The 17,918-nt window shown below is 64.7% G+C and carries 22 protein-coding genes; 19 read left to right on the top strand and 3 right to left on the bottom strand.

Features of this window, described 5'->3' with window-relative positions; translation table 11 throughout:
- The first annotated feature begins 17 nt into the window (after nt 1-17).
- The 3 genes from C666_RS06975 (at nt 18) to C666_RS06965 (ending at nt 3,464) form a co-directional block, all read left to right on the top strand.
- Nucleotides 18-2,093 (top strand): ParB/RepB/Spo0J family partition protein, encoded by a 2,076-nt coding sequence (locus tag C666_RS06975; RefSeq protein ID WP_004335988.1) that lies wholly within the window; start codon nt 18-20, stop codon nt 2,091-2,093.
- Nucleotides 2,094-2,155: 62 nt separating this feature from the next.
- Complete coding sequence (locus tag C666_RS06970; protein WP_086013351.1) at nt 2,156-2,371, top strand: hypothetical protein; 216 nt, start codon at nt 2,156-2,158, stop codon at nt 2,369-2,371.
- Between the two features lie 778 nt (nt 2,372-3,149).
- A complete protein-coding gene (locus tag C666_RS06965) occupies nt 3,150-3,464 on the top strand; it encodes a DUF736 domain-containing protein (protein ID WP_004335985.1) in 315 nt (104 codons plus the stop codon).
- Nucleotides 3,465-3,754: 290 nt separating this feature from the next.
- On the opposite strand, the gene C666_RS06960 is transcribed toward C666_RS06965, so the two are convergent.
- The gene (locus C666_RS06960) at nt 3,755-4,072 is read right to left on the bottom strand and encodes a helix-turn-helix domain-containing protein (protein WP_425427282.1); all 318 of its coding nucleotides are present in this window, start codon (nt 4,070-4,072) and stop codon (nt 3,755-3,757) included.
- 269 nt (nt 4,073-4,341) lie between these two features.
- Between C666_RS06960 and C666_RS06955 the strand changes: the two genes are divergently transcribed.
- The 9 genes from C666_RS06955 to C666_RS06915 all read left to right on the top strand — a co-directional run bounded on the left by C666_RS06955 (nt 4,342) and on the right by C666_RS06915 (nt 11,808).
- Nucleotides 4,342-4,692 carry a DUF2958 domain-containing protein gene (locus C666_RS06955; protein WP_028792031.1) on the top strand — a complete coding sequence of 117 codons (351 nt, stop codon included), beginning with the start codon at nt 4,342-4,344 and terminating at the stop codon, nt 4,690-4,692.
- Nucleotides 4,693-5,035: 343 nt separating this feature from the next.
- Entirely contained in the window at nt 5,036-5,806 is a 771-nt protein-coding gene (locus C666_RS06950; protein WP_004335980.1) for a DUF2285 domain-containing protein, read from the top strand.
- Nucleotides 5,807-5,918: 112 nt separating this feature from the next.
- Nucleotides 5,919-6,194 carry a helix-turn-helix domain-containing protein gene (locus C666_RS06945; protein WP_004335979.1) on the top strand — a complete coding sequence of 92 codons (276 nt, stop codon included), beginning with the start codon at nt 5,919-5,921 and terminating at the stop codon, nt 6,192-6,194.
- Nucleotides 6,195-6,220: 26 nt separating this feature from the next.
- Nucleotides 6,221-7,078 carry a replication initiator protein A gene (locus C666_RS06940; protein ID WP_004335978.1) on the top strand — a complete coding sequence of 286 codons (858 nt, stop codon included), beginning with the start codon at nt 6,221-6,223 and terminating at the stop codon, nt 7,076-7,078.
- A gap of 253 nt (nt 7,079-7,331) precedes the next feature.
- Nucleotides 7,332-7,970 carry a ParA family partition ATPase gene (gene parA / locus C666_RS06935; protein WP_004335977.1) on the top strand — a complete coding sequence of 213 codons (639 nt, stop codon included), beginning with the start codon at nt 7,332-7,334 and terminating at the stop codon, nt 7,968-7,970.
- Complete coding sequence (locus C666_RS06930) at nt 7,967-8,230, top strand: hypothetical protein (protein WP_004335976.1); 264 nt, start codon at nt 7,967-7,969, stop codon at nt 8,228-8,230. Before parA ends, C666_RS06930 begins: the two co-directional genes overlap by 4 nt.
- Nucleotides 8,227-8,772 carry a DUF2840 domain-containing protein gene (locus tag C666_RS06925; protein ID WP_004335975.1) on the top strand — a complete coding sequence of 182 codons (546 nt, stop codon included), beginning with the start codon at nt 8,227-8,229 and terminating at the stop codon, nt 8,770-8,772. The genes C666_RS06930 and C666_RS06925 overlap by 4 nt, the downstream gene beginning before the upstream one ends.
- The gene (locus tag C666_RS06920) at nt 8,769-9,365 is read left to right on the top strand and encodes a S26 family signal peptidase (protein ID WP_004335973.1); all 597 of its coding nucleotides are present in this window, start codon (nt 8,769-8,771) and stop codon (nt 9,363-9,365) included. Before C666_RS06925 ends, C666_RS06920 begins: the two co-directional genes overlap by 4 nt.
- A gap of 457 nt (nt 9,366-9,822) precedes the next feature.
- Complete coding sequence (locus C666_RS06915; protein ID WP_004335972.1) at nt 9,823-11,808, top strand: relaxase/mobilization nuclease domain-containing protein; 1,986 nt, start codon at nt 9,823-9,825, stop codon at nt 11,806-11,808.
- A gap of 9 nt (nt 11,809-11,817) precedes the next feature.
- Here the strand turns inward: C666_RS06915 and C666_RS06910 are convergent, their stop codons facing one another.
- Nucleotides 11,818-12,393 (bottom strand): TetR/AcrR family transcriptional regulator, encoded by a 576-nt coding sequence (locus C666_RS06910; protein ID WP_004335970.1) that lies wholly within the window; start codon nt 12,391-12,393, stop codon nt 11,818-11,820.
- A gap of 126 nt (nt 12,394-12,519) precedes the next feature.
- Between C666_RS06910 and C666_RS06905 the strand changes: the two genes are divergently transcribed.
- Nucleotides 12,520-13,251, top strand: a complete 732-nt coding sequence (locus tag C666_RS06905; RefSeq protein ID WP_004335969.1) for an SDR family oxidoreductase — start codon at nt 12,520-12,522, stop codon at nt 13,249-13,251.
- Between the two features lie 32 nt (nt 13,252-13,283).
- Here the strand turns inward: C666_RS06905 and C666_RS06900 are convergent, their stop codons facing one another.
- Complete coding sequence (locus C666_RS06900) at nt 13,284-14,219, bottom strand: LysR family transcriptional regulator (RefSeq protein ID WP_004335968.1); 936 nt, start codon at nt 14,217-14,219, stop codon at nt 13,284-13,286.
- Between C666_RS06900 and C666_RS06895 the strand changes: the two genes are divergently transcribed.
- The 6 genes from C666_RS06895 (at nt 14,218) to C666_RS06870 (ending at nt 17,918) form a co-directional block, all read left to right on the top strand.
- The gene (locus tag C666_RS06895) at nt 14,218-14,724 is read left to right on the top strand and encodes a DUF4148 domain-containing protein (protein ID WP_051537090.1); all 507 of its coding nucleotides are present in this window, start codon (nt 14,218-14,220) and stop codon (nt 14,722-14,724) included. The two genes, C666_RS06900 and C666_RS06895, sit on opposite strands and share 2 nt — an antisense overlap.
- A gap of 70 nt (nt 14,725-14,794) precedes the next feature.
- Nucleotides 14,795-15,556, top strand: coding sequence for an SDR family oxidoreductase (locus C666_RS06890; RefSeq protein ID WP_004335966.1), 762 nt, complete (start codon nt 14,795-14,797; stop codon nt 15,554-15,556).
- A gap of 35 nt (nt 15,557-15,591) precedes the next feature.
- On the top strand, nt 15,592-16,515 hold the full coding sequence (locus C666_RS06885) for an SDR family oxidoreductase (protein ID WP_028792033.1): 924 nt from the start codon (nt 15,592-15,594) through the stop codon (nt 16,513-16,515).
- Entirely contained in the window at nt 16,508-16,999 is a 492-nt protein-coding gene (locus C666_RS06880; protein WP_004335964.1) for a DUF1097 domain-containing protein, read from the top strand. The genes C666_RS06885 and C666_RS06880 overlap by 8 nt, the downstream gene beginning before the upstream one ends.
- The gene (locus C666_RS06875; RefSeq protein WP_004335963.1) at nt 16,996-17,601 is read left to right on the top strand and encodes a flavodoxin family protein; all 606 of its coding nucleotides are present in this window, start codon (nt 16,996-16,998) and stop codon (nt 17,599-17,601) included. The genes C666_RS06880 and C666_RS06875 overlap by 4 nt, the downstream gene beginning before the upstream one ends.
- On the top strand, nt 17,598-17,918 hold the full coding sequence (locus tag C666_RS06870; protein WP_028792035.1) for a DUF3861 domain-containing protein: 321 nt from the start codon (nt 17,598-17,600) through the stop codon (nt 17,916-17,918). The genes C666_RS06875 and C666_RS06870 overlap by 4 nt, the downstream gene beginning before the upstream one ends.

The raw sequence follows: 17,918 nt of genomic DNA, 5'->3' as shown, positions 1-17,918 counted from the left end.
CCGTTAGGAGTGTCACCATGAACGCCATCAATCACACCGAAGCCCAAGCCATCCACGCTACCGGTGCGCCTGCCATCCCGCTGGAAGCTGCGGACCCCACCAAGAACCTGATTCTTGTCCCGCTGTCGCGGCTGGTGTCGCGCCCCAAGGGTCGCAACGTGCGCAAGACCCCGCGCATGTCCATTCCGGAACTGGCCGCCAGCATCCAGCGTGTCGGCCTGCTGCAAAACCTGATCGTCACCGCAACCGCCGATGGCGCGCAATACGAAGTCGTGGCCGGTGGCCGTCGCCTTGCCGCCTTGAAGCTGCTGGCGAAGAAGCGCCGTATCAGCAAGGAATGGGAGGTGCCTTGCCTGCGGGTGGCCGATGGCACCGCCCGCACGGCCAGCCTCACCGAGAACGTGCAGCGTGAAGCCATGCACCCGGCAGACCAGTTTGAAGCCTTCGCCGCGCTGGTGGCCGAAGGCCGACCCATCGAGGACATAGCGGCCGATTTCAGCGTGTCCCCGCTGGTGGTGCAGCGCCGCTTGAAGCTGGCGAACGTCTCGCCGCGCCTGCTGGCCGACTACCGTGCCGAAGCCGTGAGCCTTGACCAGTTGATGGCCCTTGCCATCACCGATGACCACGCCGCGCAGGAAAGCGCCTTCTATGACGCGCCGACGTGGCAGCGCCAGCCGTCCGCGCTGCGCGACCGCCTCACCGAAAGGGAGATTGACGCCTACCGCCATCCGCTGGTGCGTTTCGTTGGGCGGGACAACTACGAAGCCGCAGGCGGCGGCATCCGCCGCGACCTGTTCGCGGAAGGGGATGCGGGCGTGTATCTGACCGATGCCGCGCTGCTGGAACGGTTGGCGCAAGACAAGCTGGCAGGCATCGCCACCGAGGTGAAGGCCGAGGGCTGGACGTGGGTGGATGCAACCCCCGCCGTGACCCATGCCGACCTGCACGCTTTCCAGCGTGCGCCGAGGGAGCGCCGCGAACCGACCAAGCGCGAAGCCGCCCGCATCGAGAAACTGCAATCCAAGCTGCACGAACTGGCCGCAGCCGTGGATGACGCGCTGGACGCTGACGACGAGGAAAAGGCCGACGCCTTGCAGGAAGAAGGCGAAGCCCTGGGCGAGCAGTTGCAGGCGCTGGAAGATGGTTTGCAGGACTACGGTGCGACAGTGAAGGCCGCAGCCGGTGCCATCGTCACCATCGACCGCAACGGGCAGGCCGTGATTCATCGCGGCCTGCTGCGCGAAGCCGAAGCCAAGGCGCTGCGCACGCTGGAACGCCTGCGCCAAGGTTTCAGCGGCGAGGATGCCGGGAACGACGACGAAGGCGAGGACGGAGACAGCGAGGGGCAGCCCAAGACCGCCGCCATGTCCGACAAGCTGGCGCAGCGGTTGAGCGCCCACCGCACCGTCGCGCTGCAAATCGAAGTCGCCCGGCATCCGCAAGTGGCGCTGGCCGCGCTGGTGCATGGCATGGTGCAGACCGTCTTGCAGGGAAGCCACTACGGCCACGACTTGCCGCTGGGCGTGAGCCTCAAAGCGCAAGACCGGCTGGAAAGCCTTGCCCCTGACGTATCGGAATCGCCTGCCGCCGTGGCGCTGCACACCTTGCAGGAAGTCGCGGGCGAAGCCTTGCCCGAGGACAGCGCCGAACTGTTCGCCGTGCTGCTGGCAAAGCCGCAGGATGAACTGGTGCGGCTGCTGGCCGTGTGCATGGCGTCCACGGTGGATGTAGTAACGCCACGCGCCACGGCGCAGCAACCGGGCGCGGAGCTGGCGCAGGCCGTAGGGCTGGGCATGGCCGCATGGTGGCAGCCGACCGCCGAAGGCTACTTCAAGCACGTTTCCAAGGCCGCGATTCTGGATGCCGTGGGCGAGTTCGCGCCGGAGCATGTCACCCGGCTGGCGAAGTTGAAGAAGGCCGACATTGCCAGCGAAGCCGAGCGGCTGGCAGATGGCACTGGATGGATGCCTGCCATCTTCCGTGACGAAAGCCCGCAGCAGGACGCGCAGGAAGTGACGACCGAAGCCGAAGCGCCGGAGGACGCCGACACCGTGGCGGATGAGCAGCCGCAGGCCGAGGCACTGGCCGCGTGACCCTGCACCGCAGATAAGCGCCCCGGTTTCGACCGGGGCGCTTCATGCCGAGGATGCCGACCATGACCCACACCCACACCCACACGAGCCGCCCACGCATGGGCGCAATCTACGCTCCCGGCACGGTACGCGCCCGCCGCTGGCATGGCGATGGCGACGTGCGCGGCTACCGTCCGCCTCGCGGCTGGACAGCGCGCGCCGACCTGACCGACCTGCACCCCATCACGGGCCGCGCCTTGCCGCGTGCCGTGTGGTGGATCATCGAAACCAAAGAATAGGGAGCAGCCCGCGCCCAAGCCGTTCCGTCATGGGCGCGGGGAATGCCAAAAATCCGGGCGCGGTCGTGGCCGCGCCCGGTGTTCAAGGCCCAAAGCCAGAGCGCCCCTGCGCCGCCTTCGGGCAGGCGGCGCAGGGGCGGCGCACAAGTAATCTAGTGCGCGGGAAACCCTCGAAGCCCATCAAAGCCCATAAGTGCGTCGGCGCACAGCGCCGACGACATCCCGACCCAATGCGCGCCGCCACAATGATCGGGGCTTGTGGGCCTACGCCCTGGCTTGCTGCCACAGGTTGCATGGAAAGCGTGCCGTCCTCGACGCTGGCGGTTCGTCGCTTGTACGTCACGAAGGACGGTTCACCGACCCGCCGCCCGGCCTTGCAATGGAGCTTCCACGCCACGCCTCAAGCAAGAGGCCACCTGCTACGTCAGGGACGCTTTCACCTTGTCGCTGGGCGTTGTCCTTGCCCGTGTCAGGGCGCAAGCCGGTGAAGCCGTCACGCGGGGAGCCGAGTCGGCCATGTTTCCTTTCGGAGCGGGTCGGCCCAAGGCGTCCTGTCTGTTTGTGAATCCTGGCGGTGGCCGGGCTTCTATGGCTGCAACCTTCCAGCGAAAACAATTTCCCCTGCGCTGCGCGCATTCCTCGCGGGACAAATTCTTTTCGCTTCCAGGCGCTCCACTGCGTTGCGCCCGCAAGCGGTGCAGCCAGCCCGTCCCCCGCCGGTCGGATCACAACAGGACGCGATGGGCGCGAACCCTGTTCAACCGAAAGGAAATTCATCATGGCAAACATCGGCACCTTCACCGCAGAGAAAGACGGCTTCACCGGCACGCTTCGCACCCTGACCCTCAACGTCAAGGTCAAGCTGGTTACCAACGACAAGGGCGACAACGAAAGCGCCCCCGACTTCCGCCTTCAGGCGGCCGGCCACGACATCGGCGCGGCATGGAAGAAGACCAGTGAAGCCGGACGGCCCTACGTGTCCGTATCCCTCGACGATCCTTCGTTCCCGGCGACGGTCTATGCCCGCCTGATCGAGAGCGAGGACGGCACGCACGACCTGATCTGGTCGCGCAGCAAGCCCAAGGCGGCCTGACGGCCGCCCACCGCGCCCCGTCCCTTTCGGCGGGGCGCGGTGCTGCTGATCGCAGCGCCGCACGTACATGGTTTCGGCGGTTTTCTCATGCCCCGCATGTCCAGGGCCGGCATCGCATCGGTGATGGTCGAATGGCTCGAAGCCCGTGGCAACAAGCCCAAGATGGCGTGTCGGCGCTGGAAGCGCCGCCGGGCTTTCGGGCTGCGCCCCGTGCCGGCAAGCCGTCACGGCCATGTGGCTTCAATCCCTCACGCCTTCGCGCCTGGCGGCGCTGCGCGCTCCGCTTGCGGCTACGTCTCGGACGCCGCGATCTGGCTTTCCGTCTCGGCCATCAGCACCGCCGTACTGCAATCGAGTGCGCGGGCGATCTTGAAGATGGCCGCCAGCGTGGGCATGTGTTCGCCACGCTCGACCTTGCCCATGTGCGAACGCTCGATGCCGGCCAGGTGCGCCAGCGATTCTTGCGCAATCCCTCGCTCCATCCGTAGCGCGCGCACCGCCGCGCCGAAGGCTTGCGCCAGATCGGCATCGAAGGTGGTAACGCCGGCCGGTCGGCCTGGCTGAACGGATCGCTTCTGCATAGACAGAAGCGTCGAATCGAAGGACAATTAAAACCACGTTATCTTTAACTCATTTGCGAAAAAACGCTGTTCCGTGCCTTTACGGAAATCCGTATCTACGGATTCCAGCAGAACCGGGGAATCGCATCCGTGTCTTTCCGGCTTTCTACAATTCCGCTTTTGCGCTTGCGTTCTTCTCAGGATGCGATGGCTTGTGCATCCGTGCTTGCGCACGAAAGCACGGAGACGGTTTGGCGGTTCCGTGCTTCGACGCAGAAGCGCATCCGCGCATCCTCGGTTTCGTGGAGGTTCCGGCCATGACCCTGCCACTTGTCACCGCCGACGAACGCGCCCGGCTGCTCGCCCACGGCGCGGCGCTCGCCGCTGGCCAGCACCTCGACCCGTTGCCCGTGGTGCGGCTGTTCACCCCCGATGCGCATGTGACCTGGCTGCTGGTGTCGCTCGACCCGGTGGACGGAGACACGGCCTACGGGCTGATCGACCTCGGTATCGGGATGCCCTCGCTGGGCACGGTCAAGCTCTCCGACCTGGCCGGCATCGTCGGCCCGCGCAAGCTGCCGGTGCGGCGGGATCGCTATTTCCAGGCGCTGCGCCCGCTGTCGGAATATGTCCGGCTGGCGCAGGAAAACGGCGCGATCACGGACTGATGAAGGCCAGCGCAGCCCGGCCAGCCGGGGCGCATTGTGACTATTTCGGTCTTACCCAAGACCTGTACGGTCTCAATCGGCATTGATGCACCGAAGCGGTGCCAGCCTGATGCAAACAGTCATGATCTTTGGCGCGGCCTGCGGCACGGTATCCGATGCCGCGCACCATTTCCGGGTTGCGTAGCCGTCGCATTCAGACGATTTCCGCAACACGCCGGAGCCAAACGGTCTTGACACCGACAGTTACAGCTTAACCTTTCTTGATGACGACCTGATGGCGATTCGATAGCTCCCGCACGGCGGAATCCGTGGCGACGCACCCCAAGCACAGGGAGGTTTCGCCATGACTGATCGCAGCGCCGAACACTGGTATCCGACAGCGGCTTATCTCTACGTCCTGCACCTGGACGGCCCTGCGCTGGCCTGGGAGTACCTGCGAAGGAATCCCGACTACCGCCGCGACTGGCGGCGCCGTCGTCGCCGGCCGGACGCAGCGCAGGCGTGGGGCCTGCGCCTGCTGGAAGATCCCGCCCTGGATGCGCGTGACGCGCATCCGGCCTGGTTCCCCGATCACGATGCCGTGGTGCAGCTCTACCCCGATGCTGACCCGCCGCCTGACGCCTGCGCCTTCGAGTTCTGGCGCGTGCCTGGCCGCAAGCAACTGATCCACGACGGCAAGCGCCTGGTGCTGGTGTCGCACTGGCCCGGCTGCTGCCTGCGGCTCGTCCTCGCACCGGGCCTGGAGGATGGCATGGCCTACCTCTACGCCACCCGCGCCTGCGCCACGCCCTGCGCGCGCTATCGCACGCTCGCGGCCGAGCTGGATGCGCTGTCGGCCGCGACCGTCGCCGCACCTACGGCGGCGGCCCGCTCCCGGCCCACACCGGCCGCGGTGCTGGAACTGCACACCTTGCAGGCGCTCGACGCCACCCTGGCGGGCGCGTCCTTGCGCGAGGTGGCCGAAGGCTTGTTCGGCGCGGATGCCGTCGCGGCCGACTGGCACAAGGACAGCGCCTTGCGTGCCCGCGTTCGGCGGCTGGTGCGGCGTGGCAAGGCGTTGATGCGCGGCGGCTATCGCAGCCTGGCGCAGCTTCCGCCAGTGGTAGCGCAGTAAGGGGGGACGTTTTGCAGTCCCTGCAATTCGTCCCTTAGCAAGAAGCCTCGCTTTCTTGAAAGTGCCTCTATCCGGCCGCGTGGTGTGGCCGGGCTTGATGGAGGTACTTCCCATGCGACCTGCTCCCTTGCGGCCTGCCGCCGCTGCGCCCGCGCAGCCCCAACGCTACCTGACCAACGACGAAGCCGCCGACTACCTGCGGCTGTCGCCGCGCACGCTGGAGAAACAGCGCGTGATCGGCGGCGGGCCGAAGTTCCGCAAGTTCGGCCGCCGCGTCATGTATGCCGTGAGCGACCTCGACGCCTGGGCCGATGCGCGCAGCTACGCGGCGACTTCCGACCCGGAATATGCCGAGCGGCACGCGGGCGACTACCGTGACGGCCGCTGATCTCTGGCTCGCCGGTGGCCATCGCCATGTCCAGCCCATCGCTGCCCCTGCGGCAGCGACCAGCGCAGCAGCGGGAACAGCTCGACCTGTTCCGCGCGCTGCCGGGCGACATGGCGCCGCGCGACAGCCAGGACTTGATGGCCTTTCCGTTCTTCTCGCTGGCGAAGTCGCGGCGCACCGCGCCGATCGACTTCCGAGCGGGCGCCATCACCATCCGCGTGGAAGGAACGCAGGAACACGGCATCGCGACGATCTGGGATGCCGACATCCTGATCTGGGCCGCCAGCCAGATCGTGGAAGCCCGCGATGCGGGCATCCCGACCTCGCGGCTGATGCAGGTGCGCCCCTACGAAATCCTGCGCTTCATCGGGCGCGGTACGTCGCTGCGCGACTACCAGCGCCTCAAGGCCGCGCTCGACCGGCTGCAATCGACCACGGTGGCCACGTCCATCCGCGAAACCACGGGACGGCGGCTGCACCGCTTCTCGTGGATCAACGAGTGGAAGGAGCTGGCCGACGCCAGCGGCACGCCGCAGGGCATCGAGCTGATCCTGCCGGACTGGTTCTATGCGGGCGTGGTGGACGCCGCCCTGGTGCTGACCATCGACCCGACGTATTTCCGGCTCACTGGCGGCATCGAACGCTGGCTCTACCGCCTGGTGCGCAAGCACGGCGGCCGGCAGGAGCACGGCTGGCAGTTCGACTTCCAGCACCTGTACCGCAAGTCGGGCAGCGTGGCGCGCTTCTACGACTTCGCCGCCGACTTGCGCGCTCTGGTGGCGCGGCAGTCGTTGCCCGGCTACGTCCTGGGCATCGAGCGCATGCCCGGCGAGAAAACCGAGCTGCTGACTTTCCGGCCCGTGCCGCCCACGGCACGGGGATAACTGCGGGAAAACCTGTTAATTCACTCGTGCTATCAGGCAACAGAAGGTTCGTGCTATCAGGCAACAAATCCTCGTGCTATCAGGCAACAAAATCGGCCGCAAACCATTGCCAGCATTGGGTTTTGACGCCCTCTAACATTCCTAACTTTAATTCTCTAACTTTTAGTAGAGAAGCGCCGTTTCGGTGGACAACCACCCAACGGCACCAAACGCAGGAGCGAAAGACCGGCTTTCCAACGCGGAGGGCCGCGTCATGATCTTCGCTCTGCTCAACCAGAAAGGCGGCGTCGGCAAGACCACGCTCGCCACGCACATCGCGGGCGAGCTGGCGATGCGCGGCCAGCATGTTGTCCTGCTGGATGCCGACCCGCAGGGTTCATCGCTGGACTGGACGCAGCGCAGAAGCCAGCAAGGCTTGCCACGGCTGTTCAGCGCCGTGGGCCTCGCCCGCGAAACGCTGCATCAGGAAGCGCCAGAACTCGCCAGGCGGGCCGATCACGTCGTCATTGATGGGCCACCCAGGATCGCCGCCTTGGCGCGCTCCGCGCTGCTGGCGGCCGAGCGCGTGCTGATTCCCGTGCAGCCCAGCCCGTATGACCTTTGGGCCAGCGCCGAGATGGTGGCGCTGATCCGTGAGGCGCAGGTGTTCCGGCCTGCGCTGCGCGCGGCCTTCGTCATCAACCGGCGCGTCAGCACCACCATCATCGGCCGCGAGGCGCGGCAATCGCTCGCAGAACAGCCGCTGCCCGCGCTGCGCTCGGAAGTGCATCAGCGCATCGTGTTCGCCGACAGCGTGGCCGCTGGCCGGCTCGCCCGTGAGACGGCACCCGACAGCGCCGCCGCCCGCGAAATCACCGCCCTGGTGGACGAACTGCTGCGGTGGCCGACATGACAGCGAAGCAGCCACCACGCCGTAAGCGCGTTGGCATCGGCGCGCGTCCGCCCACGAATCCGCACGCCGAGGCGTGGATTCGCCAGGGCGACGCCGATGCACTCAACAAGGGCGACCTCTACACGGCCCGCCTGACGCTCGACATCACGCCCGCCATGCGGGCACGCATCAAGGTATCGGCCTTCACGCGAGGCGTGACCGTGGCCGAACTCTTGCGCGCTCTGCTGGAACGGGAATTTCCCTCGGAGAGCACGCCATGAACGCATCCGCTTTACCTTCGGCGCACGCGCCCACGGCTGGATCGCGGCCCGCGCTTTCGACACTCGCCGGCCAGGCCGGCAACGTGCCGCTGACGCGCGTGGCGCTGGCTTACATCGAACATCGCTTCAAGCTCTATTTGCGCTTTGGCGAACCGGCGCGCACGCTCCAGCTCGACCGCTGGCGGCGCTGCGCCGTGTTCCTGCCGAACGCGATGCTCTGCCGCATCCGCTGGCAGGCCAACGACTACGGCACGATCCGCTGGCAGCTCATGGTGATGCAGACCGCCACGCCGTTCGACGCCGTGCAACGCATCCCCGGCGTGCAGCCGGGTGCACGCCTGCTGCTGCACGCCGAAGGCGATGCCAGCGTGCGCGCCGTGCTGGAACGCATCGACGGCATCGAGGCGCTGGGCATCGCATCCGCCGCCACGTCGCCCGCGTACTGGCGCACGCTCGCCAACCGGCTCGCAGCGCGCTCGCCGCTGCCCGAATACAGCATCGAACGGCACGCCGCCTGGCTGGCCGGAAGGACATTGCCATGAACAGCATTTCCACAACCGGCCCCGCGCCGCGTCCTCGCTCGCCCCGCGCACGTTGGCGCGCTCGCATCGTCCTGGCGGGCTTCGCCGCCGTCGGCCTCGCTGCGCTGGCCTGGGCGGCTTTCGTGTCGCCGCTACCGCGCCTGACCTACAACCCGTCCGACAGCGTGGCGGTCGGCTGGTATCGCATCGAGCCGTTCGACCCGCGCACCACCTCGCTGCCACGTCCGTTGTCCGTGGACAGCATTGTGCTGGTGCCGCTGCCCGCCAGGGCCGCCATGCTGGCCGCGCAGCGCGGCTACCTGCCGACGCGCGTGCCGCTGCTCAAACGTGTGGGCGCAGTCGCGCCGCAGCACGTTTGCATCGTCGCCGGGCAGGTACGCATCGACGGCGTGCCTGCGGCCGCCGCGCTGCCTGCCGACCGGCTGGGCCGCGCGCTGCCATCCTTGCAGCTTTGCCGTCGCCTTGAACCGGGCGAACTGTTCCTGTTGAGCGTGACCAATCCGGCATCGTTCGACAGCCGCTATTTCGGCCCGGTCAGCGCATCTGCCGTGATCGGCGTCGCGCATCCGGTCTGGCTGGAGACACGCCCATGATGGCCGACTCGCTGCACGTTGCCGTGCATCTCATCGTGTCATCGGGCATGTCGTTCCGGTTGCTGTTGCCGTGTCGTCGCGCGTGCAGTGCGAGCGCATCCGCGCCGCACTTCGCGCTGTCTCCGGCGCAGCCGTCCAGTGTGCAGGCGTCTTGCATCGAACGTGCCTGGCCTGCGGCCCTTAGCACGTCCATCTGCGCGTTCGCCGGCGGGCTGGCTGCAAGCAGCACAGCGCCGCCGGGCCGCCGACGCCCGGAGCGACAGCGAGGGGCAAAGGCGGAAGGCAAGACAAAAGGACGCGGCACCGGGCCGCGTCGAAAACTTGTCTGCACATGGGGGTTGCGCGGCACGGAGCGGCTTTGCCGCCGTGCCGCGCAGGAAGCGAGGCCCGCGCCAATGCAGACATGTCCGTGTGCTTCGCACGACAGGACACGCCGTAGCTTGTGGGGAGCGCAACCATGACCGACCGCCGCGACGACGATCTCCGTGTGCGCCCCAGCGCCCCGAAGAACCGGGGCAAGGGCCAGGGGCAGAGCTTCGTTTCCAAGGTGCTCAAGCAGGCGGGCAAGGCCAGCGGCGGCAAGTCCGCGGTACGCCGTCCGGCATCGGCGCGCGGCACCGGCCAGCGCCCCGGCTCGCGTCTCGGGCGCGGCCACACGGCGGCGCGCTTCGCCGGGGCGAAGCTGACGCCTACGTCGCGGCGCGTGACCATCAAGACGCTTCTGGTCAACCAGCGTCACGCCAGTCCGCAGTCGCTCGCCAAGCACCTGCGCTACATCGAGCGCGATGGCGTGGGCCGCGACGGCAAGCCGGGCCAAGCCTACGGGCCGCAGACCGATGTGGCCGACCTCGACGCTTTCAAGGAACGCTGCGCCGATGACCGGCACCATTTCCGCTTCATCCTCTCGCCCGAGGATGGCGCGGAGCTAGAAGACCTGCGCACCTACACGCGGCACCTGATGCAGCGCATGGAGGCCGACTTGGGCACGGGCCTCGATTGGGTGGCCGTGAACCACTGGAACACTGACAACCCACATACGCACATCGTCGTGCGCGGGCGCGACGACACCGGCAAAGACCTCATCATCGCGGGCGACTACATCGCCGATGGCTTCCGCCACCGCGCTGCCGAGGTGGCGACCGAATGGCTAGGGCCGCGCACCGATTTGGAGATCCAGCAGACCTTGCAGCGCGAGGTGGCGCAAGAGCGGTGGACGAGCCTCGACCGCACGCTGCAACGTGAGGCCGGCGAGGATGGCCGGATGCAGATCGAACGCTTCAACGAGCCGAACTTGCAACGCCAGCGCCTGCTACTGATCGGCCGCCTGCAACACTTGCAGCGCCTGGGCCTGGCCGACGAGGTGCAGCCCGGCACCTGGGCCATCCATGCCGATGCCGAGAAGACCTTGCGCGCCCTGGGCGAGCGTGGCGACATTATCCGAACGATGCAGCGGGCGATGAGAGGTCAGCCGCGCGAGCTCGCCGTGTTCGAGCCGGGCGACGATGGCCGCAGCATCATCGGCCGCGTTGCCGCGAAGGGGCTGGCCGACGAGCTGCACGACCGGGGCTATCTGGTCATCGACGGCGTGGATGGCAAGGCCCACTACGTCGCGCTGAACGCCCGCGACGAGTTGGCGAACTACCCCACGGGCGCGGTGGTGGAGGTGAAGGGTTCGGCCGACGTGCGCACCGCCGACAAGAACATCGCCGCGCTGGCGAGCGATGGCCTGTACCGCGCCGATCATCACCTGGCCATCGAACAGGGCCGGGCCAAGCCCGGACGCGACCCGCAGGAAGTCATCGCCGCCCACGTCCGGCGGCTGGAAGCCCTGCGCCGGGCCGGCATCGTGGAGCGCGTGGCCGAAGGCCTATGGAAGGTGCCGGACAACCTAGCCGAGCGTGGCAGTCAGTACGACGCGCAACGGCTGGGCGGCGTGGCGGTGGAGCTGAAATCGCACCTACCGATCGAGCGGCAGGCTCGCGTGATTGGGGCCACCTGGCTCGACCAACAACTGATCGGTGGCGGCCGGGGGCTGGGCGATCTGGGCTTTGGCGGCGACGCCAAGCAGGCCATCCAGCAGCGCGCCGACTTCCTGGCGGAACAGGGGCTGGCCGAGCGGCGCGGGCAGCGCGTGATCCTTGCCCGGAACCTGCTGGGTACGCTGCGCAATCGGGAACTGGCGCAGGTCACCAAGGACATTGCCGCCGATACCGGCCTGGAGCATCGGCCGGTGACGGACGGGCAGCGCGTGGCAGGCATCTACCGGCGCTCGGTCATGCTCGCCAGCGGGCGCTACGCGATGCTGGACGACGGCATGGGGTTCAGCCTGGTGCCGTGGCGGCCGGTGATCGAACAGCGCCTGGGGCAGCAGCTTGCTGCCACGGTACGCGGCAGTGGCGTGTCGTGGGAAAGGGGTCGGCAACGGGGGCCCTCGCTGGGTTGACTCGCCCATTCATGCCGATCGAGAAACCGATCGAAGATACGCTTGGATCAGCCTGCATAGATGCGCACGCAAGGCCTTCGTGAACTCAGCGGACGCATCCTCTTCCAGCAAAGCCTGCACTGGGCCGATCATGGCGCTCATGGTCAGCAGACTCACCGTGTTCAGCTCATTGAAACGGGCATCGGTGGCCGTGTCGAGCATCAAAGCCACCGCTTTGTGCATGCGGGCCTTGGCGTGTGTGACCAGGGCCGCACCTCCATGCTCTTCGGCCACCGCATAAAGGGCTTTCGACGCGGCGGGATGTTCCAGCTTCGCACCGATGAAGGCATGCACCAGCGCCTGTGCCATGTCAGCTATCGGCTTGCTTCTCTGCGCGATACATGTCTGTTCTACCGCCTCGGCCACATGGTCGAGGTGCCGCCCCAGCACTGCGGCAAGCAGCGATCTGCGGTTGGGGTAGTACTGGTAGAGACTGCCGACCGACACCCCTGCGCGTTCGGCAACACGAGTAGTTGTACACAGGGCAAGACCTTCGGCTGCCAAAACCTGAATCGTTGCCGTGTGGATGGCGTCCACGGTCGCCATGGATCTCGTCTGGATGGGCGATTTTCTTGGTTTGGGCGGTGGTGCGGATACGGTCATCGAATGCGAATTCACAATGTGAAGAAACCTTCATATTATGAGCATTCTTCAAAGTCAAAGGAATCCCCCATGAAAACAGATGCGCAGCCCGTGGCGCTGGTGACCGGTGCCAACAAGGGCATCGGTCTGGCCATCACGCAGCAATTGGCCGCACGCGGCTATATCGTCTATCTCGCCAGCCGCGACGAACAACGCGGTGCCGAAGCAAAGGCCAGTATCGAACGCCTTGGACTGGACGTTCGACCGATCCGCCTTGACGTCACTGATGCCGATTCCATTGCGACGGCGGCGGGCCGACTGCAGGATGAAGTCGGATCGTTGGATGTGCTGGTCAACAACGCCGGCATTGCCGGCCAACCCTTGCCTCCCAGCCAGTGCGATGCGCAGACGCTACGCGAGGTCTATGAGGCCAATGTAATCGGCCCGGTATCGGTCACCCGGCGGCTGTTGCCGTTACTGCGTGCCGGGCACAGGCGCACCATCGTCAACGTCTCCAGCGAGCTGGGGTCCCTCACGCTGCACAGCTACCCCGATTTCCCGTTCGCACCTGTCAATCTGCTGGCATATTGCTCATCGAAGACAGCACTCAACGCATTCACCGTACTGCTGGCAAAGGAACTCCAGGGCGAAAACTTTCGGGTCAATGCCGTCAACCCTGGGTTCACCGCGACCGACCTCAATGGCTTCACGGGCAAGCGCTCGGTTGAGCGGGCGGCGGAGATCGTGGCGAAGTACGCGACCTTGGATGCTTCAGGCCCAACCGGAGGATTCTTTACCGAGAGTGGAATGCTTCCCTGGTGAATGGTGACAAGCATCCGTTTCGCAAATCGCGCCTACGCGGAGTCGACATCTTTATCAGTCATGCTTATGGGGTCGAATTTTTCGGCATACAAGTCGCGAGCCCAATCAATGAATACGCGCACCCTGGGAGAAAGATGGCGATGGAATGGGTAGAGCGCACAGACGGGTAGTTTGGGGCAAGTCCATTCAGGCAGTACTTGAACCAGACGTCCGGCTCGCAGATGCTCTTCCAGTCGGAAACGAGGCACCTGAATTAATCCACAACCAGCGAGTGCCGCGCTCGTGTAGCACTCTGCATCGCTCACTGAAATCCAGCCACTCGCCTCGAACTCGGTCACCTCTCCATCAACGATGACTGTGAAGGGATAGCGGCTGTCATTGCCCCGGGAGAAGAAGCCGATCCCTTGGTGCTTCGTCAATTCACGCGGATGTGTTGGGGTGCCGTATCGAGCCAGATATTCGGGGCTGGCGCAGATGATCTCCGGCATATCTGCCAACCTTCGAACCACCAGCGACGAGTCGCGTGGTTGACCAGCCCGGACCACGCAGTCGATGCCTTCCTTGACCAGATCCACCAGACGGTCGCCGCTGCTGATAACGATATCAATCTGAGGGTAGCGCTCCCTGAACTCGCCAATGCGCGGCAGGATGATCATCGTCGCATGTGCCCCATGGAGGTCCAGTCGTAGCGTCCCATGGGGATTGGCGACATGGGTGCTCAGGGAAGTTTCCGCGTCTTCCAATTCAGCCAAGACGCGCTTGCTGCGTTCGTAAAAGGCCTGCCCATCTAGGGTGGGCTTCACTTGGCGCGTGGTTCGATCCAGCAGGCGAGCTCCCAGCCGTTTCTCAAGCTCTTTGATCGCATGTGTTGCCGTAGCACGCGGGATATTCAGCACACCTGCGGCTTCGGTGAAGCTGCCGAGCTCCACGATTCGAGTGAAGAGCTGCAAAGCATCGAAGCGGTCCATGTCTATCCAATTGTTGATGTTTTTTGAATTGATAAACCAATTTAACCCCATTTATTCATTGGTGGTCAATCGACATCATAGCTTCCGCGGCGCCAATCGTCTCGCTACTCGGGCTTGGCAGGTGTTGTGCCCGCATATCCAGCTTCATCGCATGTATCGAAAGGAATTGACCATGAACGTGAAAGCCATCCTCGCGGCTTTGTGCCTGAGCGCTTCCGGCGCCGCCTTCAGCGCCACGTCGGGCGAAGACACTGCTCTTGTACCCCCCACTGCCAACGGCCAGGGCCTCACTCGTGCAGAGGTACTCGCGGATCTCGCACTCTGGACGCGTGCGGGGATGCCGCAGCACGCCAACAGTGAGTCCGCCTCGGATTTGACCAGCTCGGCTTATCGCGAGGCGTATGCCAGATACCTGCGCTTGCGCAGCAGCGCAGCCTATGCCGAAGAGGTTCGTCGCATCGCCGACCTTCGTGGCGAACCCGCTCCGCTCGCCAGCGGTGGCTAACAACTCCCATGGGTGATAGGCCCGTCGTGTCCCCCCTCTGCCTATCCCCATTCACATCAAGGAAACCATCATGAGTACCAGCAAGTCGTCCACCGCAGCATCGCCTGTCCAGACGGCCATCGTTACCGGAGCCTCCCGAGGCATTGGTCGTGCGATCGCTCTGCGCCTGGCTGCGGACGGATTCAAGATCGCAGTCAACTACTCGGGCAATGCAGCCAAGGCGCAGGAAGTCGTCTCGGCCATCCAGACGGCGGGCGGGGATGCGGTCGCCGTGCAGGCGGACGTGTCCAATGTAGAAGATGTACAGCGGCTCTTTGCCACAACCCTGGAGGCCTTCGGCACCATCAGCGCCGTAGTGCATAGCGCAGGTGTGATGCCGCTGGCTCCCATCGTCCCCGACAGCATCGAGACATTCGATCGCGTTGTTCAGACGAATCTTCGCGGTGCCTTCCTGGTGTTGGGGCAGGCCGCTCAGCACTTGCAAGCCGGCGGCCGCATCGTCGCGCTGTCGACCAGCGTGATCGCTAAGTCCTTCCCTCAGTACGGGCCATACATAGCGGCCAAGGCCGGCGTCGAAGGGCTGGTGCATGTTTTGGCAAACGAGATGCGTGGCCGAAGCATCACAGTCAATGCGGTTGCGCCCGGTCCTGTCGCCACCGAACTGTTTCTCGACGGCAAGACTGACGAACAGATTGCCCAGCTCAGCAAGGTTGCTCCCTTGGAACGCCTGGGACAGCCCGAGGACATCGCACGTGTGGTGTCGTTCCTGGTTGGCGCCGATGGGGGATGGGTCAACTCCCAGATCGTGCGTGCCAACGGCGGGTTCGCTTGAGCGAACACCTCTTCAACCCATAGGAAGGAAGGCTTATGAGTCTCACCATTTTGATCACCGGCGCTTCCAGCGGTTTTGGTGCGCTGAGCGCAAGAGCTTTGGCATTGACCGGTCATACCGTCTATGCCGGCATCCGAGAAACCCAAGGACGAAATGCCCCGCAAGTGGAGGCATTGAAGACCTATGCCACCCATCACAAAGTGGCACTGCATGCGGTTGAGCTGGACGTGCAGTCCGAGACTTCGGCGCAAGCAGCCGTCGATCAGGTCATTGCAGCGCAAGGACAGCTCGATGTACTGATTCACAACGCCGGGCACATGGTGTTTGGGCCTGCGGAAGCCTTCATTCCCGAGCAATATGCACAACTCTACGACGTGAATGTCATCGGCACACAGCGTGTCAATCGCGCCGCGTTGCCACAGCTACGCAAGCAAGGCCAAGGACTAGTGCTTTGGGTTGGCAGTAGCAGCCACCGCGGTGGCACACCACCGTATCTCGCACCGTACTTCGCAGCTAAAGCGGCGATGGACGCGTTGGCCGTCAGCTACGCTGGAGAACTGGCCCGCTGGGGTATCGAGACATCCATCATCGTCCCCGGTGCGTTCACTAAAGGCACCAATCATTTTGCGCACAGCGGCCGGCCAGCCGACACCAAGCGCGAGCAAGCCTATGCGCAAGGAGCCTACGCTGGATTCGAACAGGAAGTCCTGGATGGTCTAGCCACCTGCGAACCGGAAGATGCCGACGTGTCTACGGTAGCGCAGGCGATTGTGGATATCGTGGGCAGCCCCTACGGTCATCGTCCGTTCCGTGTGCATGTCGATCCATCCAGCGATGGTTGTGAAGTGGTCAACGCGGTAGCGGATCGCATCCGCGCCGAATTTCTGCGTCGCATCGGATTGTCTGACGTTCTGTCGCCAAGGCTCATCCCCGCGCCCCAGGAGTCAAGCCATGGCTAGTAACGCCTTTTCCACGCACCTGAAAGTGGTGATTGGCGAGTCGGTCATTGCATCGTCGGCCGCTACCCTAAGCGTGATGGCATTCGAGGTTCCTGTGTGGGCCATGTTCGTTGGCTGGATCTCGTTCTTCACCCGTGGACTGAACTTGAAACAGGGCGCGATCAACCTGGCATGCGTTCTGATTGGCGTCACTTTAGGTATCGGTGCAGCCCATGCAATGGCAGCTCTAACGCCTATTCTGGGTAGCTATGCCATCAGCGCGGTGGTATTCGCCATCACCGTGGTTGCGCTGTCCTTGGCCAAGGCGCCGGTGTTCAACAACTTGCTCGGCTTCTTCCTAGGCCTCGTGGCGTACTTCGCTTCGCACCAACCTCCGTCGATCACGACATTCGGGATGCTGGCCTTGGCCGCGACTCTGGGAGCGACAGCGGCCTTCCTTGCTCACTCGCTGCAAAAGAGAGTTCATCAGAACGCTGCTCATTGACCATCAAGGACATCCACATGCATCGGGTCTCGATCGTCTACTTCTCCCAAGCCGGCACAACCGCATTGCTGGCTGAGGCCATTGGCCGCGGTGCACGCGCGGACGCAAATGTCGATGTCGCACTCCTGCGGATTCGCCCGGAAAGCATCCACGAGGGTCGTTGGCAGGACGACGACACGCTGCATGCACTCGCCGATTCCGACACGATCGTGTTTGGTGCACCGACTTATATGGGAGGGGGGGCCGCGCAGTTCAAAGCATTCGCTGATGCCACAGCCCATGTGTGGTACCAGCGGCAATGGAAGCACAAGCTGGCGGCCGGCTTCACCATCAGCGGAAGCCCCAGCGGGGACAAGCTCCATACCCTGAGTTATTTAAGTGCCCTTGCGGCGCAGCACGGCATGGTTTGGCTGAACTGGGATGAGCTTCCCCGCCAGGCGGATGGCACCAACCGCATCGGCTCGTTTTCTGGCTTGATGGCACAGAATCATGCGCCCCCCGGTACGCCTCCGGCGCTTGATCCAGCCGATGAACTGTCCGCCGAAAACTTTGGCCGCTATATCTCCAGCAGCACTCGGCGGCTGTCGCGGGTGGTCGCATGAACGGCAAGCGCAGTCACAAATATCGCGTTCGGCTGGACGTGTTAAGCGAACACACGCCAAGCACTCTTGCCGGGAACACGTTGTTACGGTTCGAGATTCAAAACCATGACGACATTCTTGCCATCGCCGAACGTCTGAAGGTCGGAACACCCTTTGCCGAGCCAGAGGCCTATGCGTTGGCCGTGGGCGTGAAGCTCTTCACAGGCGTCATGCTGGCGCATTCCAGCGATCCGCTGTTTTCCGATATCCAACCCGCCATGCGCGCCTTCATACGCAACCTCAAGTCACAGGTTGCCGCGTCGCTGTCTTCCGCCTGA

It is taken from the genome of Thauera linaloolentis 47Lol = DSM 12138 (assembly GCF_000310205.1).
Classification (GTDB): Bacteria; Pseudomonadota; Gammaproteobacteria; order Burkholderiales; family Rhodocyclaceae; genus Thauera; species Thauera linaloolentis.
The sequence above is the reverse complement of the archived record's forward strand: the minus strand, read 5'-3'. Positions and strand labels throughout refer to the sequence as shown.

What these genes read in the sequence shown, in the direction of transcription:
- C666_RS06890 (WP_004335966.1), top strand. Translation starts at nt 14,795, where the DNA reads ATGAGTACCAGCAAGTCGTCCACCGCAGCATCGCCTGTCCAGACGGCC.
- C666_RS06930 (WP_004335976.1), top strand. Translation starts at nt 7,967, where the DNA reads ATGACAGCGAAGCAGCCACCACGCCGTAAGCGCGTTGGCATCGGCGCG.
- C666_RS06925 (WP_004335975.1), top strand. Translation starts at nt 8,227, where the DNA reads ATGAACGCATCCGCTTTACCTTCGGCGCACGCGCCCACGGCTGGATCG.
- C666_RS06915 (WP_004335972.1), top strand. Translation starts at nt 9,823, where the DNA reads ATGACCGACCGCCGCGACGACGATCTCCGTGTGCGCCCCAGCGCCCCG.
- parA (WP_004335977.1), top strand. Translation starts at nt 7,332, where the DNA reads ATGATCTTCGCTCTGCTCAACCAGAAAGGCGGCGTCGGCAAGACCACG.
- C666_RS06885 (WP_028792033.1), top strand. Translation starts at nt 15,592, where the DNA reads ATGAGTCTCACCATTTTGATCACCGGCGCTTCCAGCGGTTTTGGTGCG.
- C666_RS06900 (WP_004335968.1), bottom strand. Translation starts at nt 14,219, where the DNA reads ATGGACCGCTTCGATGCTTTGCAGCTCTTCACTCGAATCGTGGAGCTC.
- C666_RS06920 (WP_004335973.1), top strand. Translation starts at nt 8,769, where the DNA reads ATGAACAGCATTTCCACAACCGGCCCCGCGCCGCGTCCTCGCTCGCCC.
- C666_RS06955 (WP_028792031.1), top strand. Translation starts at nt 4,342, where the DNA reads ATGACCCTGCCACTTGTCACCGCCGACGAACGCGCCCGGCTGCTCGCC.
- C666_RS06945 (WP_004335979.1), top strand. Translation starts at nt 5,919, where the DNA reads ATGCGACCTGCTCCCTTGCGGCCTGCCGCCGCTGCGCCCGCGCAGCCC.
- C666_RS06950 (WP_004335980.1), top strand. Translation starts at nt 5,036, where the DNA reads ATGACTGATCGCAGCGCCGAACACTGGTATCCGACAGCGGCTTATCTC.
- C666_RS06880 (WP_004335964.1), top strand. Translation starts at nt 16,508, where the DNA reads ATGGCTAGTAACGCCTTTTCCACGCACCTGAAAGTGGTGATTGGCGAG.
- C666_RS06870 (WP_028792035.1), top strand. Translation starts at nt 17,598, where the DNA reads ATGAACGGCAAGCGCAGTCACAAATATCGCGTTCGGCTGGACGTGTTA.
- C666_RS06970 (WP_086013351.1), top strand. Translation starts at nt 2,156, where the DNA reads ATGACCCACACCCACACCCACACGAGCCGCCCACGCATGGGCGCAATC.
- C666_RS06965 (WP_004335985.1), top strand. Translation starts at nt 3,150, where the DNA reads ATGGCAAACATCGGCACCTTCACCGCAGAGAAAGACGGCTTCACCGGC.
- C666_RS06910 (WP_004335970.1), bottom strand. Translation starts at nt 12,393, where the DNA reads ATGGCGACCGTGGACGCCATCCACACGGCAACGATTCAGGTTTTGGCA.
- C666_RS06975 (WP_004335988.1), top strand. Translation starts at nt 18, where the DNA reads ATGAACGCCATCAATCACACCGAAGCCCAAGCCATCCACGCTACCGGT.
- C666_RS06905 (WP_004335969.1), top strand. Translation starts at nt 12,520, where the DNA reads ATGAAAACAGATGCGCAGCCCGTGGCGCTGGTGACCGGTGCCAACAAG.
- C666_RS06895 (WP_051537090.1), top strand. Translation starts at nt 14,218, where the DNA reads ATGTCTATCCAATTGTTGATGTTTTTTGAATTGATAAACCAATTTAAC.
- C666_RS06940 (WP_004335978.1), top strand. Translation starts at nt 6,221, where the DNA reads ATGTCCAGCCCATCGCTGCCCCTGCGGCAGCGACCAGCGCAGCAGCGG.